Genomic DNA, 17,108 nt, shown 5'->3' on the forward strand with positions numbered 1-17,108 from the left:
TTTAGCTCCTCCTTTTCTTTAATTCCTTACCTCTATTTATCTCCCCATTATGGTCATTTTCCATGCTCTTATTCAATCTTACTTCAATTCTTTTTCCAACATACCAAAGAATGAAAATAACTAATATAACAATAGCAGTACGGTACGGCTGAGTAATTAATGATTGAAGATCGTATCCTACAAAGCTAATGGTAAAAATCATCACCATTTTGCCAATTGCTACTGCAAGCATGTATTGATATGTACTGATTTTTGAAAGAGCCGCTACAACATTTACAACAACTGACGGTGTAAATGGGAAACAAAGCAGTAAAAAGAGCGGCCCAAACCCATGTCGGTCTACCCAATCCATCAACATTCGTACCTTCGGGTGTTTTGAGAAAAAAGAAAAAATCCTCTTTTGGCCGAACTTCCTTATGAGTAAAAAAAGTAATAATGCTCCCAAGCAGGAACCTACCCAAGAAAATAAAAACCCTAGCCAAAGTCCAAAAGCACTCGCATTAGCCATTACAAATATCACCAATGGCAGAAACGGCAAGAATGCCTCAATCATCGGAAGCACGATACCTGGTAATGGTCCAAAGGACCGATATTCTTTAATTAAGTCCATTATATTTTCGAGTGTGAACCATGCCTTGATTGCTTCAAAGTCCATAAGAATGCTCCTTAACTTTTGCTGTTTCCTTTGCTTACTTGGTTAAAAACTGGTGAAAGGCCTCATTGTTCATTTCTAAATCCAATTCCAATACAGCACCTTCCCCCTTTATATTTGCATCTTCATATCCATTTTCTATAGGGATTCTAAAGGTATCAATATTCCCTCTATCTTTTGCAAAGAAATCTTTTGCCATAAACAAAATATCTCCAGTATCCATATTTGTGTTGATATATGGTGTAACTACCCCGATTAATTTTGGCAGCTTCGGAATCGTCTGAATACCTGAAAGTTGATTACTTATCGCTTGAAGTGCCTGCTGCTGACGTTGAACTCGGCCAAAGTCACCTATAGCATCATGCCGGAAACGAACGAAACTAAGCATTTGCTCCCCATTTAATCTTTGCAGTCCTGGTTCTAGTGGAACTTCAACGTATGCTGACATTTTTTTCTCAACGTTTATTTCTACACCTTTCGGAAAGGCTTCATCAATTAATTGCACAAAACCTTCAAAGTCAACAATCGCATAATATTGTAAATCAATGTCAAAGTTTTCTTTAATGGTTTTCCTCATGAGTTCAGGACCGCCACGCATAAAGGCAGAATTGATTTTATGTTTTCCATGGTCTGGAATACTTACATAACTGTCTCTCATAATGGATGTTAACTTATATGTCCCTTTTTTTTCATTATAATGCGCAATCATAATCGTATCTGCCCGGGCTTTCTCCTCACCTCGAGCGTCACTCCCTAGTAACAGAATATTGGTGGCACCGTATTGATCCTTTTTACCTTCAAAGGTAAATTCTTCGTTATTTATATTACTTCCTGCTTTCTCGTTATTCATTTTCTCTAAGGATTGGTTAACTCCTTGTTTATATTGATAAAACGCATAACCCGCTGTTGCACCAACCAGCACGAGAAATATTAATAATATAGATGTAGATTTTCTTTTCTTCTTTTTTTTATACTTTTCATATCTCATACCCGACCCACCTATCTATGTAAGATTTATATATTTTTAACTCTAATTAATTTAATGGTTCTATTATATAATTCATTTTCCCCGAGATAATATCCTTCTATAAAAAACTTTCTCATACAAGTACCAAATTTTGCAAACAAAAAAACCGCAAGCTATTAAGCATTGCGTTTTCCACAAGATTTTTGTATGATGAAATAGGAACAAATGTTCCATTTATAAAAGAAAGGTGCAGATGATGGGATGACTAGAATTCCAGAGGATGATCGCAATATAATGGAAAAAGCCATCTATTTACCAATGGTATTAATTATTTTAAATCGTGATTTAACCATAGTGGAAAAGAGTTCTTTTAAATTAAAAAAACCATATCTAATACTAATTGATGAAACAATGAAGATCATCCAAAAGGAATTAGCAGAGGTTAAACAATATATGAAGAAGCATAAACTCCAAGTAATCGAAACAAAACGGGACGATGCCTTTACTATGTATATGTTCTTATATAAAGGGTATGAAGAGTCTCATAATTACTTTAATCCAAGGATTCGCAATAAAGTTCAAGAATTAATGGAGTATTATTTTTTAAGGCACCTATCCCGTTAAAGTGTTATAATTTTTCCTTAATCTTCTTTTTTCCATATTTATAAGAATCTTCTGATGCTTCCATAGTCTTGGGACGTTCTATTAAGTAAAAAGATTTTCTTTCATTGTATTCAATTCTTTGCATTAACTTCGTTCTTAAGTACGCAGTTCTCTCTAATTGAGACATGATCGAACTGCACGAAACAGGAAATGTATAAGACTGATTATTATTAAAAAGGATTAAGGTTTCTTGAGGATTAATTCGAATACACTTTTTTACATGTTCTTGGGAAATCCATATACACTCTTGACGGTTCGGTGATGTAGTAGGGAAGAAAAAAATACGGTTTGTGGGATCAATTGCAATTGGAATCTTATGTGCATAACCAACTAATTGTTTTGTACCATTTCTACGACCTTCATAATCACATCCATAATATTCACAACTGCTTCTTATAATATCAAGTGGTTTGAAGGGGGATAAAAATTCATCTTCTACTTCAAATATCTCTGAATAAATTTTACTGCCATAAACGATGGGTTTAATAAACATCGTAAATGGATTTACTTCATATTCTTCGATTTGCTTCAGCTTCAATATTTTCAACTCCATTAGCAATTTTATCCATCATATCATGATTGTTTCCTGGTTAATTTATTTTTCTGAATTGTTGCGAATTTATTCACAAAGTTATTACAAAATATATGTCAGAAAATTATAAAAGTTATTGATAATATCAAAAAAAATCCATATAATATTAAAAAGCATCAGAGGTGATTTTGATGAATGAGAAATCATACACGGAATTAATGAAAATTGGTGCCATGAAACGTCAACGGAGAGAGAATTTTGTTCAAGATTTGTACATTGATATGCTCTTATCAGAAATTCAACTGACGGTTGAAAAAGAAAAACTGCAAAGGAAAATTGACATTGCCATTGATCATCGAGATAAACAAAATTTCTATCATTTATCTAAGCAACTTGTAGAAATAAACAAACGATTCGGAACGTAACCAATCAAAAGGGAAAGGAGCTAGAGCTCCCTTCCCTTTCTTTTTTGCGATTAAACTTTACTTGTTTTTCGCTCTCTGTTTGACTTCATATTCTTCCAGTATGGAAATGCGGTCGAGCATTGTTGGATGACTGTATCGGAAAATCTTCACCAGTAATGGCGGCTTAACTTCACTTAATCCTGAGCGGGTTAATTCTTGGAATGATGTAATAGCTTCTTCTGGATTCTGAGTCATATTTATGGCATATCTGTCAGCACGTGTTTCTTCATAACGAGAAATTAGATTGCTGAAAGGGCTCGCAGTAAACATTAACATCGATAAAATCATGAAAAAAAGTGGTAAAGATCTAATGTCTTTGACATCAGGTATTTTTAATTCCTTTCCAAAATGTCTAACAGCCCAATTCATAATTCGATACGTGAGATATAAACCAATAAGCGAAAACAATAAATACAAAGCAATTCCGATATAAATATGCTTTTCAACATAGTGACAGATTTCATGGGCCATGATAAATAATATTTGGTCATCTGATAATTTATTTAAGGTTGTGTCCCAAAGTACAATCCTCGCATTTGAGCCAATACCCGTTACATAAGCATTTAACGAATTAGTCTGGTCTGCCATATTTACCTCAAAGACATGTTCTGCTGGAATTTGTGCCTTTTCGGCTAATGACAGTATTTTGGTTTCCAATTCTTTATTTTTCAAAGGATAAAAGTCATTGTACAAAGGATCGATGACAATTGGTTGCAAGAACATCATGAACAAGGTAAAAGGTACAGATAGTAACCATGCATAGAACCACCAGCGTTTTGCACTTTTTTTCATTAGCCAGTATAATACCGGCACGATAATCATTAGCGTTCCATAATTGATCCAGAAATCAATCAGCTCATCCTTCATCCACGAAGCAAAGCTTTGTGTTGAAATGTTATACGTTTTTGATAAGGAATGACTAATATAGCTTAAAGGAAATGTCGCAACAAATGCAAAAAATGAAAGCCAAATAAGGTATATAGCAGTTTGAGGCAGCTTGTATTTAGACGAACTCTCTGCCCATTTTTTGAACGCCCTTGAAAATCCAAATAATAAAATTAAAAAATAGAAAAGCCATTCAAATGGTGTTGATAGAAAAAATAACAAATTCCTTATTTTCGAATATTCTTCACTCAACATTAGCTCCCTGCTATTTAAAAAAGTTGCAGGATCTGCTTTCGTGCCTTGATATTCAAAGGGCAGACTTGAGTCTGCAAAATGAAATAAATACCAATAAAAAAATAACCCATATATCACATAGGCCAAAACTGCATAGACTCCCATTTTTCTAACCATGTATTGTTTTGTCCCCCCTTTTGTACAACCTCTCTATACATAGTTTAGTATTAATGTTCACATTTAGAACTAAAAAAAGCCGGATTTTATCGGCTTAGAGAAAATAAGAATATGCAGCAAGAACCGTGATGGATCCAAGTACAACAACAATTACATTTGCCCCTAAAAAAGCAGCAGCAAAAGCTGCGGCAGCACCAACGATTCCATACCAGAGCCTGAAGCTAGACACATTTCACGCTTGAATAAAAACTAAATTTTATCAAGTTTTCGGAAAAGATTAAATAAAAACAGCCCTGCAAGAAAAATAGCCGTACTTGGCAGGATGATTGGACTTGGTGACAGACGAATGGAGCAATATCAAAAAATAGGTAAATATCTAGTTAAACAGGATGTAGATGTTTTTATTAGCTATCTCCAGTAAGGATTTTTAAACACAGATACAATTTAAATACTTGTCTAGTCATATATATATGAATGTATTAATACAGTGTTTGTGTTAACCTACCGGATGAAAAGCCTAAAAAACGATGATTTTCATCATCGTTTCAACTCTTAATAAATTAAATTGATAAAATCTTCTTTTGAAACATTTCCAAAATAATAAGTTGTGTCAATATCATTAAGCACTGCTTCAAGCTCACTCTTTTCATAGCGAACATGCTTTAGCTTATTTTCAATGTCACTTACATCCCCAACACCAAAAAAATCACCATATATTTTACAGTTTTCAATGACTCCTTTTTCAACATCTAAGCGGACATCGATTTGCCCAATAGGAAAACGATGGGAATGTTGAAGATTAAACTTTGGAGATTTACCGTAGTTCCAATCCCAATTTTGATAGCGTTCCTTCGAAATTTGGTGAATCTTTTCCCAATCCCCTTCTGTTAAGACATATTCGGATATTTCTTTACCTTGAAAAATAAATTTCAGCAGTGAAGTACGAAACTCTTCTATCTCCACTTTCTCTGATAAAAATTCAGAAATATTAGCCACCCTGCTGCGGACTGATTTGATTCCCTTGGATTCAATTTTATCTTTTTTCACCCTTAATGCGGAGACAATATGGTCCATTTCGGAATTGAACAGCAGCGTTCCATGGGTGAACATACGACCCTTTGTAGAGAACTGGGCATTCCCAGAAATTTTTCTTCCTTCTGCTAGGATGTCATTTCTACCGCTTAACTCAGCATTAACTCCCATCTGTTTAAGCGCAGCTATCACAGGTTCTGTGAATTTACGGAAATTGTGAAAGCTATCTCCGTCATCTTTAGTAATAAAGCTATAATTCAGGTTGCCTAGATCATGATAAACAGCTCCGCCGCCAGATAATCTTCGTACCACATGTATACCATTACTCTCAACATACTCCGTATTAATTTCTTCTACAGAATTTTGATTTTTCCCAATGATGATTGATGGCTCATTTATGTAAAATAATAAATACGTTTCATTAATATCGAGATTTTTCAATGCATATTCTTCAATCGCTAGATTTATACGTGGATCGGTGATTCCTTTATTATCGATAAATAACATACTAGCTATCTCCTTCTTATAATGAAATGGTTTGAAATTCATCTGCAAGTTTTATTATACCAGTATATTCAGTACTTGCTTCACTTATAAGCTTAGGCAGTTCTCCGTAATGTGGAAGATGGGTAAGAATTAGTTGTTTAACACCTGCTTTTTCTGCAAATCTTCCTGCATCAATGCTATTCATATGACCTGCGGACTTTCCGTTTTGTTGCTGATAAAAATTACATTCACATAACAATAAATCTGCACCTTTACTAAAATCAATAAATTCTTCTTTAAAGGAACTATCAGCTGTATACACAAGCGCCTTTCCATTTGCTTGAATTCTCATTGCATAGCATGGTACTGGATGATCAGTTTTCAGGAAGGTAACTTGAAATGGACCAACGGAAAGAACTTCATTTGGCTCATAGGATATTCCCTTAGTTATTTCTTTATAAGTCAGCTTCGTAAACTCAGCCTGGTCGTAGGCGTGACCATAAATAGGTAATGTTGGGAAACTCTTCCCTAAAAAGCCTTGAATTAATCGTGCATGTTGTAATACCCCAATATCAGCAATATGGTCTGGATGATAGTGGGAAATTAATACTGCATCAAGCTTTTCTGGTTCAATAATATTCTGCATCTTTGCAAGAATACCACTTCCACAATCAATCAGCAGATTAAATTCATCATGCTCCAGTAAATATCCTGAACTTGCACCATTCTTTTTCGGGTATCCTCCCCAAAAACCTATTGTTGTTAGTTTCATCTATACTACCCCCTCTAGTTATTCCATACCTTTACTATACTTGAAAAAGTGTTCGATAAAAAAGAAGCTATCTTTGAAAATAGCTTCTGTTTCATTATTTTACATTTAAATATTCTAATACTCCTTTTACCGCTTCTTCGCCTTGATCAATACAATCGGGAAGGCCAACTCCACCGAAAGATGCACTGGCCAAAAAGACACCTGGAAGTTCAGATTTTATTTGCTCTCTAATGGTTCCTAAACGCTGTTTATGTCCCACTGTGTATTGCGGCATTGAATCCTTCCAGCGTGAAACAATAGCAAACTCAGGCTGCATGCCAATATCCATTGTCCTGCTCAGATCATCAAGAACGATCTTAATGATTCTGTCATCAGAAAGGTCTACGATTGTTTCGTCCCCGGCTCTTCCTACATAACAACGTAGCAGTCCTTTCCCTTTCGGAGTAGAGTGTTCCCACTTTTTATGTGTCCATGTACATGCTGTAATAGAATAATCACCATTCCTAGAAACAACGAACCCTGTTCCATCTATATCCTTTTTTATCGCTTCTTCAGGAAATGCAAGAGCAACAGTAGCAACAGATGTGGATGGGACTGTCTTAAACGGATCAAACAACCGATAGTCTGAGAACATGGATTGTGTTATTTTATGCGGTGTGGCTGCAACAACACAATCGGCTGCATATGTTTGACCATTATTTAGATAAAGTTCATATTGTTTATTAGTCTTTGTTATTTTATCAACCCGATGTCCTTTTAAAATAGTATTAGGATCTAGCTTTGCTTCAATCGCTTCAGCAAAGGATTGCAGACCAGACTTAAAGGTTAAAAATACACCTTTTTTCTTCTCGGCAGGTTCTTGTGTTTCTGGTTTTGCAGGTGTGGTTTTTTTCATACCCAAGATGAGACTCCGGTGTTTTTGTTCAACCTCATAAAATTGTGGGAAGGTCGACATTAAGCTCATCTGATCGATATCACCTGCGTAAATTCCCGATAATAACGGTTCAATCAGATTTTCAACTACCTCATCGCCTAACCTTCTCCGAAAAAATTCTCCTAAAGACTGATCCATATTACCTGGTGATCTTGGTAAAATAAAATCCGCTGCTGCTCTGACCTTTCCTGGAATGGAAAATAACCCAGTTGTAATAAACGGCCCAATTTCAGTCGGGATTCCCATTATTGAACCGCCAGGCATAGGATGGAGCTTGTCATCGACAAGAACATATGATTTCCCTGTTGAGTTTGAAACTAATTGTTCCTCCATTCCAACTTCCTTTGCAAGTCTAATCATGCTCACTTTTCTTGCTAGGAAGGAATCCGGACCTCTTTCAATGGTAAAACCGTCTCTGATAACGGTTTGCATTTTACCTCCGAGACGGTGAGATGCTTCAATCAGTTTGATCTCAATAGGCAGCCTTTTTTCATTAATTATTTTTTGAAGGTAGAATGCGGTAGTGAGACCTGCAATACCTCCACCAATAATCGCTACCTTCTGTTTTTCTTCCGTCACGGATGTCAACCTTCTTTCCATTATTGATCAATATCAGTTTTCTAATCTTTTTAAAATGACTGTGGTCATTGCAGTAATTAAATCAGCATGTGCGTTAGGCATTTTAGGGCGATAATAACTCGCTCCTACTTCCTCTGCTGCGATTCTACATTCGTAATCGTTGTCATAGAGAACTTCTAGGTGTTCACATACAAAGCCAACTGGTGCATAAACAAATGCCTTATATGGATGTTCTTTTGCTAAAGTCCTTGTTAAATCCTGAACATCTGGTCCTAGCCACGGTTCAGGCGTATTCCCTGCGCTTTGCCAGCCAATCGCATAGTTAGTAATACCCGTTTGTTTTGCGATTAAATCAGCTGTTTCCTGAAGCTGACTTGGATACGGGTCACCAAATTGCAAAATCTTCTCCGGCAGGCTGTGGGCTGAAACAATCATCATAGCATTATCTTTTTCTTCTTGGGGCATTTGTTCATAGATTTCTTTAATTTTCTCTGCCCAGTAATGAATAAATTTGGGTTCATCATACCAGCTATCAACGGAAGTAATGGCAATGTCACCGTGTTTTTCTGCTGCTTCCTTAGCCCTATTATTATACGACTTGATACTAAAAGTTGAAAAATGTGGCGCCAAGACTATACTTACTGCCTCTTTTATCCCATCTGCATGCATTTCCGCTACTGCATCCTCGATAAATGGTTCGATATGCTTCAAGCCAAGATACATTTTAAATTCAATTTCACTTTGTACAGAGTTGATATGCTCTTCTAGTTTCTTCGCCTGTTCTATGGTAATTTTTGCTAAAGGAGAAATTCCGCCAATTGCTTCATAACGATTCCGTAACTCATCTATCATTTCTGGAGTTGGTTTCCTGCCATGTCGAATATGTGTATAGTATCGTTCCAAGTCATCTAAATGATATGGGGTTCCGTAGGCCATTACTAGTAATCCCATTTTCTTTTTAGTCATCATCCGCACCTCATTTTTATATCTTGTTGCTTCTACTATATAAGACCTTGTCTAATAATAATGGTCTCATTTCAGGATTTAGAGGGCCTCTAATGATTTAGGGCCCTCTTTTTTTCATGCATATTATATTGTGCCAAAAAAGCAGCTATCTTACCAATTTAAACACTCAAAGATAGTATTTACCTGCTAAGTTTTGATGCAGAATACTCATGAATAAATGAGGTTAATTTCTTTAAGGTTGCTGGGTTTACGGATGGGAATACACCATGGCCCAGATTAAAGATATAGCCGCCCTGCGCCATTCCTTGATCTAGAATGGCTTTAGCTCTTTCCTCTATTACTTCCCAAGGTGCTAAAAGAAGCGCTGGGTCAAGATTACCTTGAACGGTTTTTTGAATTCCCATTTCTCTTGCTTGTAGAATCGGCAAACGCCAGTCCAAACCAACTACATCAATTGGCAGGTCATTCCACTCAATGGCAAGATGGCTTGCTCCTACGCCAAACATAATAAGTGGAACATTTTCTTCTTTAAGCTCAGTGAAAATTCTATTCATGACAGGCTTAATAAAATAGCGGTAGTCCTCGACATTTAAAGCTCCAACCCAAGAATCAAAAATTTGGATAGCTTTAGCTCCGGCCTTAATTTGTGATTTCACATATGTAATAATCATATCAGCAAGCTTTTCCATTAAAGCGAACCATGCTTTTGGTTCAGAGTACATGAATGCTTTCGTTTTATTATAGTTTTTCGAAGGTCCACCTTCGATCATATAACTGGCCAGCGTAAAAGGAGCCCCTGAAAATCCAATTAACGGTACAGACAATTGTTCCTGTGTTAATAATTTAATTGTATCGAGAACATAAGATACATCCTCTTCTGGATGAAGTTCACCTAGTTTTTCAACATCTGCTAATGAAGTGATTGGGTTATCAATAACAGGACCAATTCCAGACTTTATTTCAACCTGCATTCCAATCGCTGGAAGCGGGGTCATGATATCTTTATATAAAATTGCCGCGTCAACATTGTACTGCTCAACTGGAAGGCGGGTTACATAAGCACATAGCTCAGGCTGGTGAGTAATTTCAAATAGAGAATACTTTTCTTTAATCTCTCTATACTCTGGCTGTGAACGTCCAGCTTGACGCATGAACCATACAGGTACATGGTCTGTTTTTTCTCCTCTTGCTGCTTTTAAAAATGTTTCGTTGATTTGCTTCGTCATGTAAAAAAATCCACCTTTCAAAAGACTTGTCTCGTTATATTTTAATATATGTAGCAAAAAATTAACAACTTCATAGAGTATAGCACTGTTTTCACTATATCGATTATTCCTATTTGTGTATAGATTAAGGTGGTAAGTGTCAAAAAAAAGTCGTTTTTAGGTAATAAATTTTTCTTTATATCCCTTTCACCACTTTATTGCAGATTCATATTCTGTATTACATCCACAGGGCGAATAACTATTTTTCGTCCTTGGATGAAGATGAAAGGAGGTCATTGTATGCTTATCGAGCTATCAGCTCTCCATTGGATATATGTTGTCTTTATTGCTCTTATTATCGGATTTATGGTCAAACGAAGAGATACCACACTTATTTGTATTCTAGGGATATTCCTCATTGCCATTACGGCAACTGGGTCATTAAGTAGTTCAGTCAGCAGTATCTTTAATAGTTTTATTTACGCAATCACGGAGTTGTTATCAACCATCTTAGTCATTTCAATTATTGTGGCTATGAGCAAAACACTAACTTCTACCGGTATAAACGATGTTATGATTTCACCTTTTACAAAATTAATCCGTAACCCTGCACTCGCTTATTGGACCATTGGTATATTAATGATGGTCATTTCGTGGTTCTTCTGGCCTTCACCGGCGGTTGCCCTTCTTGGGGCTGTGCTCCTTCCTGTTGCATTAAGAGCCGGACTTCCTGCTTTGGGTGTTGCGATGGCAATGAACTTATTTGGACACGGAATCGCCTTATCAGGGGACTTTGTCATTCAAGCAGCACCAAAATTAACATCAGATGCTGCTGGAATTCCAATTGGTGATGTCATCAGTGCGAGTATTCCATTAGTATTCACAATGGGGATTGTTACTACTATTGCCGCCTTCTATTTTCTTAAGAGAGATATGAAAAACGGTTTACTTCAGCCAACCCCGTATGTTCCTGTCGAATCAGACTTAGAAACAACATCTGAGAAAAGCCTCCTCTCCATTGGACAAAAGCGATTCTTTGCCATTCTGGTACCAATATTATTTGCCATTGATGTAGCGGGTATGTTTATCCTTGACCTGACTGGCGGAGACGCTACAGCTCTAGTTGGTGGAACATCTATTTTTATCCTTCTGCTGATTACGATGGTTAGCCATAAAAACAAGGGTCTTGAAAAAACAACTAGCTTTTTAATTGAAGGATTCACCTTTGGTTTTAAGGTTTTTGGACCTGTCATCCCAATCGCTGCCTTCTTTTATTTAGGTGATGCTGGTTTCGGAAAAATCATTGGGGACTTCTTACCAAACGGATCTCAAGGAATTGTAAACGACCTTGGTATTGCATTAGCGAATATCGTTCCTTTGAGTAAAGTGGTCGGGGCGGTAACGCTTACTACTGTAGGGGCTATTACAGGTTTGGATGGCTCAGGATTTTCTGGTATATCACTCGCTGGGTCAGTCGCAGGTTTATTTGCTGTGGCAATCGGCAAAGGTGTAGCCACTCTGACTGCTCTTGGTCAAATTGCCGCGATTTGGGTGGGCGGCGGAACGCTCGTACCTTGGGCGTTAATCCCTGCTGCAGCTATCTGTAATGTTGATCCATTTGAATTAGCAAGGCGAAATTTACTTCCTGTGGTAATCGGTCTAGTCGTCACTACTATAGTAGCCATGTTCCTAATATAAAAAAAGAGGCTTGGCCTCTTTTTTATTTTCTGTTATTTTCTAATTTATTTTTAAAGAAAGTGTAAATAAAAATGGACATCATCACCCAAATATACCCAAACGCAAAGCCGCCAATGACATCTGTCGGGTAATGGACTTGGAGAATGACCCGGCTTGCACCAATTAGCAATAGTAACAATACTGTTACAGTCACAACCATTCTTTTAGCAGCCGCTGACTCCATCCCTTCTATTACGAGGTAAGCAATAAAAAAGTAGAATGTCAAGCCAACCATTGCATGTCCACTAGGAAAACTTAAACTATCGACCTGTGCTAAGTGTTCGAGCTCTGGTCTTTGACGTGCAATCAAATCCTTTAAAAGCTTGTTCACTTCATTTCCAAGTGCTGTTGATAAGGCAATAGCCGCGGCTCCCAAGAAGTGCCGTTTTATTAACAATAACCACACTAATACAACCAATGCGACGATACCGATACCCTTTTTGTCACCTAATTCTGTCAATAGAAGAAAAAATGGGTTTAAGTTGTCAGGAACATATGTAAATAAATCCGCTAGTTTAGCATCTATCCAAAAAATTTCTTTTGCAGCCACTTTAATAGAAATATAAATTGCTATAATAGCAGCTAGACATACAAATATGTACGTAAAATAATTCCCTTTATTTTTCATAGCTTATACTGATCCTTTCTTGAATCCAAACTCTATAAGATTATAAAGAAAAAGAATATAAAAATCTACATAATAGTGTGGAAGTGTTAAAATAGTTTGAAAATACATTATTGGTGTTTGGGGGATTCTAGATGTTAAATCAATTGTTTTCAAAATTAGAAGAATACTATGAAGAAATGGTATCTATTCGCAGGTTTATGCACCAGCACCCAGAATTGTCCTTTCAAGAATATAACACGGCACAATTTATAAAGGATTTCTATGAAAAACTTGGGATAACTGTAAAAGGGAATATTGGAGGTAACGGCGTCGTAGCAAGAATTTCCGGTAAATTACCTGGTAAAACAGTTGCATTAAGGGCTGATTTTGATGCTTTACCTATACAGGATGAAAAGGATGTCCCTTATAAATCATTAGTCCCGGGGGTCATGCATGCATGTGGTCATGATGGTCATACAGCTACACTTCTTGTACTTGCCAAAGTGCTTAATGAATTAAAAGATGCACTTGAAGGAAACTACGTCTTTATTCATCAACATGCGGAGGAATACGCACCAGGCGGAGCAATAACAATGATTGAAGATGGTTGTCTAGAAGGTGTTGATGTCATATTTGGAACTCATTTATGGGCAAGTGAACCTACTGGTACCATCCAATATCGAACAGGTCCAATTATGGCTGCTGCTGATCGATTTGAAATAGTGATTCAAGGAAAGGGCGGACATGGTGCTCAGCCTCATAAGACAAAGGATGCAATCGTCACAGCTTCACAACTGGTTATAAATTTACAACAAATCGTCAGCAGGAAGGTAAATCCTGTTGAATCAGCGGTCGTCACAGTCGGCTCATTCACAGCTGAAAATGCCTTTAACGTGATTGCAGATAAAGCGAAGCTCATTGGAACCGTCCGAACCTTCAATGATGATGTTCGCCAATTCATTGAAGTAGAAATAGAAAAAATTATCAAGGGTACTTGTTATCTATCTGATAGCACATATAAATATTTGTTTGAAAGAGGTTATCCGGCTGTAGTTAACCATGCAAAAGAAACAGAATTTCTAATAGCTTCTGCCAAAGATGTTCCTGAGGTTATCCATATTGAAGAATCTGAACTCCAAATGGGTGGAGAAGATTTTTCTTATTACTTAAAGGAAAAACCGGGAACCTTCTTTTTCACTGGTGCAAGACCTCCTGGAGCAGAAACTAATTACCCTCACCATCACCCGAAATTTGATATTGATGAGAAGGCGATGTTAATTGCAGCCAAAACGCTGGGTACAGCAGCGATAAAAATACACAGTGCTGAATAAAGCCAAACCCCTGAACACATCTAAAGTTCAGGGGCTTTTTTTAAGATTCTTAATCTATATGCGTTCATAGCTGTCTCACCTAAATGTTTTAGTAAATTGTTATTGGCATAAGCACCCACAAATGCACCGATTCCCGGTACCAACTGGAACATCTTTACTAAATCAATATAATCTCTATATTCTTGTTGGAATTTACGCCAATCCATTTCTACGAGTGTTTGCTTTCGTTCCTCCCAGTTTTCAATTTCAGATAATGTTTCTCGCCGAATCTCATCACTTGAAAATGCTAACTGGAAGATATGAAGAATAAATAGCCTTTCTTCAAATTCCTTCGTGTTAAATCCATATATAGAAGCCGCTTCAAAAAGAAATTTCATTTTAATCGAAAGAAGTAAAGGAAAGTCAGCTAGACCAAGCAGAATTCCTCCTGCTCCCGTCCCTGCACCTTCAACCAGTGCAGTTTTTTGAAACACAGCCGTCTTTTTTCGCATTAATTCATCCCGTTCAGCGAGTGTTAACCCAGCGGCTTGATCTTTGTTGGTCGTTAGTTGGGATCCGAATAATGTAGTTTTGACCATTCCCTTAATGCTTTCTGTCATCATTTCATGGACTTTTTCAGGAATCATTCCATTTATTTTTCCTTGAGCTTTTTTAGAAATACGATTCATCATCCCAGAACGTCTTGTTAATTTTCTTTTCCAGTCTTCAACTTCGTCATATACCTTTAATTCATAGTCATTCATGCTCCACTCCCCCTTAGCAACAAGATATTAGTTTTTTTCTAAATCCATTCATGCTTTTAGTCTTTTCTTACTATAAAAATGAACAAATAAATAACTAAACAGCAGTCCTGTCAGGAGGATGATTCCCGTAAATATCCATTCCCCTTTCACCAATATAACCAAGGCAAATATGGAGGTTTGAATGAAAAGAATATTCCTTAGAATCGTATAAAAAGCGACTGTTTTATACTTTTCTGAAACTGGATACAAGTCAATCCAAAGCTTGTTTTGGTGATGATTCCATAATGGTAATAGTTGAAATCCAGTTAAATAAATAAATAAAAGAGAGAAAACTAATTGCCCGACTCCAAAAGAAATAAAATACAGTGCCATTGCACCAATTACAGTTAATCGAGTAAAAAGGCCTAAATAATCTGAAGATCTTAGGAATGTTCTTACAAATAAGTAAAGATAGGTATTATTTTGTGAAAAGGAAATGGAATTAATAAAAATATCTAACCATTTTCTTCTCTTAACCGTATCCTTTAATTTCGGTACATCTGTGAATAGATTGGCCAGTCGATAAAAAGAAGCCAGACGCTTCTCTTCTTGAGCAATGAGCAAATCCCATTTTAAACCCATTTTATTCGTTCTAACAGTAAAGGATTGATAATAAAACGCCAATATGAATGCAAATATCAATAAGAAAAGAATATTTGCGTTGCTAAAAAGTAAGAAGGTAAATATCACATTAATGAAATAACGGACAATCCTGTCCCAAATATAAACGGAGGGCTGAACATAATAGTGAATCCTCCAGCTGACAGCGATATTCCATGCTTTAATAATCAATAGGACCAGCAGAAAAATAAAAAATGATTTAAAACCGTTTATACTAACATGTGCATAGATAGGCATCAATAAAGCCAAGACCATTAATAAAATATATCCTTGAAAGACTAGACTAACCATTCCAGAGCGCAAAAAATATCCTTTTAACCTTGTTTCAAGGGGAATCAAAAATACTTGGTCTGCTTCAAGCAAAAAAGTATAAACAGGACTATGGGTTAAAAAAACGCCTAGAATAACAGCAATAATAATCTCAGCAGGAAAATTGGGTGATAAGGTACTTATCCAATTTTGATAATAAAATGCAGCTGTACCGATTAAAAATAGCAGGACAACCATCAGGTGGCCATTTAAAATATATCGAAGATAAACACCAAATTCTTTTAAACGATGGACGGCTCTTTCTTTCCAGAGCTTTTTTTCATCAAACATAGTTCTCTTCCTTCGTTAATTGGATATATAAATCATCTAATGAAGCAGCAGGCATTGAAAATTGTTTACGGAGTTCATCAAGTGTCCCTTTTGCACGAACTTTCCCTTCATGAAGAATAACGAATCGGTCACAATATTTTTCTGCTGTCGTAAGAATATGGGTTGACATTAAAATCCCCGCACCGTTATCTTTCATTTTTTTCATTAAATCAAGCAAAGATTGAATCCCTAGTGGGTCAAGACCAACAAACGGCTCATCAACAATATAAAGTGAGGGCTGTACCAAAAAAGCGCACATAATCATTACTTTTTGTTTCATCCCTTTAGAAAAATGTGCTGGGAACCATTTCAGTCTTTTTTCCATACGAAATTCGGCCAATAATTTCTCAATTCTGGTTTCATATGTCGTCTTATCTAATCCGTAGGCCATGGCCGTTAAGGTTAAATGCTCTTCAAGGGTAAGTTCTTCATATAACACAGGTGTTTCCGGAACAAAGGTAAACATTTTTCGATAAACTTCTTTATCTTCATTTATAGAACATCCATTTATCTTCACTGTCCCGCGATGTGGTTCCATTAAACCGATAACATGTTTAATCGTTGTACTTTTCCCCGCACCATTTAAACCGATTAAACCCACCAATTCTCTTTCGTTTACTTCAAAGGATATATCTTTTAAAACGGGATTTCTTGTATACCCGCCTGTAAGACTTTCAATCGATAATAAAGACATGTGCAAGTCCCTCCATACCATAATTACCTTTCATTTTACCAAATCACAGTTGATAAAAATAGGATTTCAAATTCTTGATACATTCTTTGTATATTTCCATTCAAACGGGTTATCATAATATTTGAAGGGGAAACACCTACTCGATGAAG

The 17,108-nt window shown here is 36.4% G+C and carries 17 protein-coding genes and 1 pseudogene; 4 read left to right on the forward strand and 14 right to left on the reverse strand.

Annotated features, from left to right (window positions below; genetic code table 11):
* Position 1 precedes the first annotated feature (1 nt).
* Positions 2-655 (reverse strand): TVP38/TMEM64 family protein, encoded by a 654-nt coding sequence (locus tag J2Y03_RS08300; protein ID WP_310192752.1) that lies wholly within the window; start codon positions 653-655, stop codon positions 2-4.
* Positions 656-689: 34 nt separating this feature from the next.
* On the reverse strand, positions 690-1,640 hold the full coding sequence (locus tag J2Y03_RS08305; protein WP_310192754.1) for an LCP family protein: 951 nt from the start codon (positions 1,638-1,640) through the stop codon (positions 690-692).
* Between the two features lie 240 nt (positions 1,641-1,880).
* Between J2Y03_RS08305 and J2Y03_RS08310 the strand changes: the two genes are divergently transcribed.
* On the forward strand, positions 1,881-2,243 hold the full coding sequence (locus J2Y03_RS08310; RefSeq protein WP_132085449.1) for a hypothetical protein: 363 nt from the start codon (positions 1,881-1,883) through the stop codon (positions 2,241-2,243).
* A gap of 4 nt (positions 2,244-2,247) precedes the next feature.
* On the opposite strand, the gene J2Y03_RS08315 is transcribed toward J2Y03_RS08310, so the two are convergent.
* Positions 2,248-2,820, reverse strand: coding sequence for a competence protein ComK (locus J2Y03_RS08315; protein ID WP_310192756.1), 573 nt, complete (start codon positions 2,818-2,820; stop codon positions 2,248-2,250).
* 185 nt (positions 2,821-3,005) lie between these two features.
* On the opposite strand from J2Y03_RS08315, the gene J2Y03_RS08320 reads away from it, so the two are divergent.
* On the forward strand, positions 3,006-3,239 hold the full coding sequence (locus J2Y03_RS08320) for an IDEAL domain-containing protein (RefSeq protein ID WP_132085445.1): 234 nt from the start codon (positions 3,006-3,008) through the stop codon (positions 3,237-3,239).
* Positions 3,240-3,296: 57 nt separating this feature from the next.
* Here J2Y03_RS08320 and J2Y03_RS08325 read toward each other — a convergent pair whose 3' ends face one another.
* The 7 genes and pseudogenes from J2Y03_RS08325 to hemE all read right to left on the reverse strand — a co-directional run bounded on the left by J2Y03_RS08325 (position 3,297) and on the right by hemE (position 10,569).
* Complete coding sequence (locus J2Y03_RS08325) at positions 3,297-4,574, reverse strand: M48 family metallopeptidase (RefSeq protein WP_310192759.1); 1,278 nt, start codon at positions 4,572-4,574, stop codon at positions 3,297-3,299.
* Between the two features lie 94 nt (positions 4,575-4,668).
* A pseudogene (locus J2Y03_RS08330) lies at positions 4,669-4,788 on the reverse strand (AzlD domain-containing protein); the annotation flags it as partial.
* A gap of 338 nt (positions 4,789-5,126) precedes the next feature.
* Complete coding sequence (locus J2Y03_RS08335) at positions 5,127-6,113, reverse strand: lipoate--protein ligase (protein WP_310192762.1); 987 nt, start codon at positions 6,111-6,113, stop codon at positions 5,127-5,129.
* A 16-nt stretch (positions 6,114-6,129) separates the two neighbouring features.
* Complete coding sequence (locus J2Y03_RS08340; RefSeq protein ID WP_310192765.1) at positions 6,130-6,864, reverse strand: MBL fold metallo-hydrolase; 735 nt, start codon at positions 6,862-6,864, stop codon at positions 6,130-6,132.
* A gap of 94 nt (positions 6,865-6,958) precedes the next feature.
* Positions 6,959-8,377, reverse strand: coding sequence for a protoporphyrinogen oxidase (hemY, locus tag J2Y03_RS08345; protein WP_310192768.1), 1,419 nt, complete (start codon positions 8,375-8,377; stop codon positions 6,959-6,961).
* A 33-nt stretch (positions 8,378-8,410) separates the two neighbouring features.
* Complete coding sequence (gene hemH, locus J2Y03_RS08350; protein WP_310192771.1) at positions 8,411-9,343, reverse strand: ferrochelatase; 933 nt, start codon at positions 9,341-9,343, stop codon at positions 8,411-8,413.
* 179 nt (positions 9,344-9,522) lie between these two features.
* Positions 9,523-10,569 (reverse strand): uroporphyrinogen decarboxylase, encoded by a 1,047-nt coding sequence (hemE, locus tag J2Y03_RS08355; protein WP_310192773.1) that lies wholly within the window; start codon positions 10,567-10,569, stop codon positions 9,523-9,525.
* A gap of 279 nt (positions 10,570-10,848) precedes the next feature.
* Between hemE and J2Y03_RS08360 the strand changes: the two genes are divergently transcribed.
* Positions 10,849-12,246, forward strand: coding sequence for a hypothetical protein (locus tag J2Y03_RS08360; protein WP_310192775.1), 1,398 nt, complete (start codon positions 10,849-10,851; stop codon positions 12,244-12,246).
* Positions 12,247-12,268: 22 nt separating this feature from the next.
* Here the strand turns inward: J2Y03_RS08360 and J2Y03_RS08365 are convergent, their stop codons facing one another.
* Positions 12,269-12,835, reverse strand: coding sequence for a phosphatase PAP2 family protein (locus tag J2Y03_RS08365; protein WP_310192777.1), 567 nt, complete (start codon positions 12,833-12,835; stop codon positions 12,269-12,271).
* Positions 12,836-13,044: 209 nt separating this feature from the next.
* On the opposite strand from J2Y03_RS08365, the gene J2Y03_RS08370 reads away from it, so the two are divergent.
* Positions 13,045-14,223, forward strand: a complete 1,179-nt coding sequence (locus J2Y03_RS08370; RefSeq protein WP_310192780.1) for a M20 family metallopeptidase — start codon at positions 13,045-13,047, stop codon at positions 14,221-14,223.
* Between the two features lie 20 nt (positions 14,224-14,243).
* Here J2Y03_RS08370 and J2Y03_RS08375 read toward each other — a convergent pair whose 3' ends face one another.
* From J2Y03_RS08375 to J2Y03_RS08385, 3 genes are read right to left on the reverse strand one after another with little or no spacing between them, the layout of a single operon-like run.
* On the reverse strand, positions 14,244-14,966 hold the full coding sequence (locus J2Y03_RS08375) for an EcsC family protein (protein WP_310192782.1): 723 nt from the start codon (positions 14,964-14,966) through the stop codon (positions 14,244-14,246).
* Between the two features lie 48 nt (positions 14,967-15,014).
* Positions 15,015-16,226 (reverse strand): ABC transporter permease, encoded by a 1,212-nt coding sequence (locus tag J2Y03_RS08380; RefSeq protein ID WP_310192785.1) that lies wholly within the window; start codon positions 16,224-16,226, stop codon positions 15,015-15,017.
* Positions 16,219-16,959, reverse strand: coding sequence for an ABC transporter ATP-binding protein (locus tag J2Y03_RS08385; protein ID WP_310192787.1), 741 nt, complete (start codon positions 16,957-16,959; stop codon positions 16,219-16,221). The genes J2Y03_RS08380 and J2Y03_RS08385 overlap by 8 nt, the downstream gene beginning before the upstream one ends.
* Positions 16,960-17,108 lie beyond the last annotated feature (149 nt).

This window comes from Neobacillus niacini, assembly GCF_031457145.1.
GTDB classification, from domain to species: Bacteria; Bacillota; Bacilli; order Bacillales; family Cytobacillaceae; genus Neobacillus; species Neobacillus niacini_J.

Coding starts and splice junctions, on each gene's coding strand:
- J2Y03_RS08310 (WP_132085449.1), top strand. CDS start 1,881: ATGACTAGAATTCCAGAGGATGATCGCAATATAATGGAAAAAGCCATC.
- J2Y03_RS08335 (WP_310192762.1), bottom strand. CDS start 6,113: ATGTTATTTATCGATAATAAAGGAATCACCGATCCACGTATAAATCTA.
- J2Y03_RS08305 (WP_310192754.1), bottom strand. CDS start 1,640: ATGAGATATGAAAAGTATAAAAAAAAGAAGAAAAGAAAATCTACATCT.
- hemH (WP_310192771.1), bottom strand. CDS start 9,343: ATGACTAAAAAGAAAATGGGATTACTAGTAATGGCCTACGGAACCCCA.
- J2Y03_RS08320 (WP_132085445.1), top strand. CDS start 3,006: ATGAATGAGAAATCATACACGGAATTAATGAAAATTGGTGCCATGAAA.
- hemE (WP_310192773.1), bottom strand. CDS start 10,569: ATGACGAAGCAAATCAACGAAACATTTTTAAAAGCAGCAAGAGGAGAA.
- J2Y03_RS08370 (WP_310192780.1), top strand. CDS start 13,045: ATGTTAAATCAATTGTTTTCAAAATTAGAAGAATACTATGAAGAAATG.
- J2Y03_RS08385 (WP_310192787.1), bottom strand. CDS start 16,959: ATGTCTTTATTATCGATTGAAAGTCTTACAGGCGGGTATACAAGAAAT.
- J2Y03_RS08300 (WP_310192752.1), bottom strand. CDS start 655: ATGGACTTTGAAGCAATCAAGGCATGGTTCACACTCGAAAATATAATG.
- J2Y03_RS08325 (WP_310192759.1), bottom strand. CDS start 4,574: ATGGTTAGAAAAATGGGAGTCTATGCAGTTTTGGCCTATGTGATATAT.
- J2Y03_RS08375 (WP_310192782.1), bottom strand. CDS start 14,966: ATGAATGACTATGAATTAAAGGTATATGACGAAGTTGAAGACTGGAAA.
- J2Y03_RS08360 (WP_310192775.1), top strand. CDS start 10,849: ATGCTTATCGAGCTATCAGCTCTCCATTGGATATATGTTGTCTTTATT.
- J2Y03_RS08340 (WP_310192765.1), bottom strand. CDS start 6,864: ATGAAACTAACAACAATAGGTTTTTGGGGAGGATACCCGAAAAAGAAT.
- J2Y03_RS08380 (WP_310192785.1), bottom strand. CDS start 16,226: ATGTTTGATGAAAAAAAGCTCTGGAAAGAAAGAGCCGTCCATCGTTTA.